Origin of the sequence: Streptomyces durocortorensis, from assembly GCF_016901035.1 — a bacterium.
Classification (GTDB): domain Bacteria; phylum Actinomycetota; class Actinomycetes; order Streptomycetales; family Streptomycetaceae; genus Streptomyces; species Streptomyces durocortorensis.
The window spans coordinates 1-1,512 of the sequence record NZ_JAFEUF010000487.1; the positions used below are offsets into that span (position 1 = coordinate 1).

1 protein-coding gene is annotated in these 1,512 nt (G+C 74.2%); it reads left to right on the forward strand.

The features are described from left to right. Positions 1-52 precede the first annotated feature (52 nt). Positions 53-1,423: a coenzyme F420-0:L-glutamate ligase gene (locus tag JS521_RS35635; protein ID WP_275564250.1), complete on the forward strand. Its 1,371-nt coding sequence runs from the start codon at positions 53-55 to the stop codon at positions 1,421-1,423. Positions 1,424-1,512 lie beyond the last annotated feature (89 nt).

Below are 1,512 nucleotides of genomic sequence, written 5' to 3' on the forward strand. Positions count from 1 at the left end.
GGGCGCTTGGGCCCTCCCCACCCTTACCCCCCCGGCCGGGGGGTCCCGCACAATGGCCGTATCGGGGGCCGGGTACGGGGTGGGGGCGGGGGAGGGCGGCGTGGGCGGTTCGTCCACCGCCGTGCCTTCTTTTCGTGTGTGGGCCGTGGGCGGGATGCCCGAGGTGCGGGGCGGTGACGATCTCGCCAAGCTGATCGCCGCCGCCGAGCCGGGGCTGGTCGACGGTGACGTGCTGCTCGTCACCTCGAAGATCGTCTCCAAGGCGGAGGGCCGGATCGTCGAGGCCGCGGACCGTGAGGCCGCCATCGACGCCGAGACCGTGCGGGTCGTCGCCCGGCGCGGGACGCTGCGGATCGTGGAGAACCGGCAGGGTCTTGTCATGGCCGCCGCCGGGGTCGACGCGTCCAACACTCCTGCCGGGACCGTGCTGCTGCTGCCCGAGGACCCCGACGCCTCGGCCCGTGCCATCCGGGACGGGCTGCGGGACATCCTCGGCGTCGAGGTCGGCGTCGTCGTCACGGACACCTTCGGGCGCCCCTGGCGCAACGGGCTGACCGATGTCGCGATCGGTGCGGCGGGCGTGCGGGTGCTGGACGATCTGCGGGGCGGGACGGACGCGTACGGCAATCCGCTCAGCGCCACGGTCGTGGCCACGGCGGACGAGCTGGCCTCGGCGGGGGATCTGGTCAAGGGCAAGGCGGAGGGGCTGCCGGTGGCGGTGGTTCGGGGGTTGTCGCATGTGGTGGCCTCCGGCGGGGGCGATGAGCCCGGTGCTCGTGCGCTGGTACGGAGTGCTGCCGATGACATGTTCCGGCTAGGGACGTCCGAGGCCGTGCGGGAAGCGGTGACGCTGCGGCGTACGGTGCGTGAGTTCAGCGACGAGGCGGTGGATCCGGGGGCGGTGCGGCGCGCCGTGGCCGCTGCCGTCACCGCGCCGGCGCCGCATCACACGACACCGTGGCGGTTCGTGCTGCTGGAGTCCCCCGAGTCGCGGACGCGGCTGCTCGATGCGATGCGGGATGCGTGGATCGAGGATCTGCGGCGCGACGGGAAGAGCGAGGAGTCGATCGCCAAGCGGGTGCGGCGCGGGGATGTGCTGCGCAACGCGCCGTATCTGGTGGTGCCGTGCATGGTGATGGACGGCTCGCACACGTACGGGGACGAGCGGCGGGACACCGCGGAGCGCGAGATGTTCGTGGTCGCGGCGGGGGCCGGGGTGCAGAACTTCCTGGTGGCGTTGGCGGGTGAGCGGTTGGGGTCGGCGTGGGTGTCCTCGACGATGTTCTGCCGGTCTGTGGTGCGGGAGGTGCTTGCCCTGCCGTCTTCGTGGGATCCGTTGGGGGCGGTGGCTGTGGGGCATGGGGTGGGGGTGGCTCGGGAGCGGGTTGCTCGGGAGGCGGAGGACTTCCTCACCGTGCGGTGAGGGGTGCTCTGCCCCGGACCCCGGGGGGGGGGGGGGGGGGGGGGGGGGGGGGGGGGGGGGGGGGGGGGGGGGGGGGGGGGGGGGGGGGG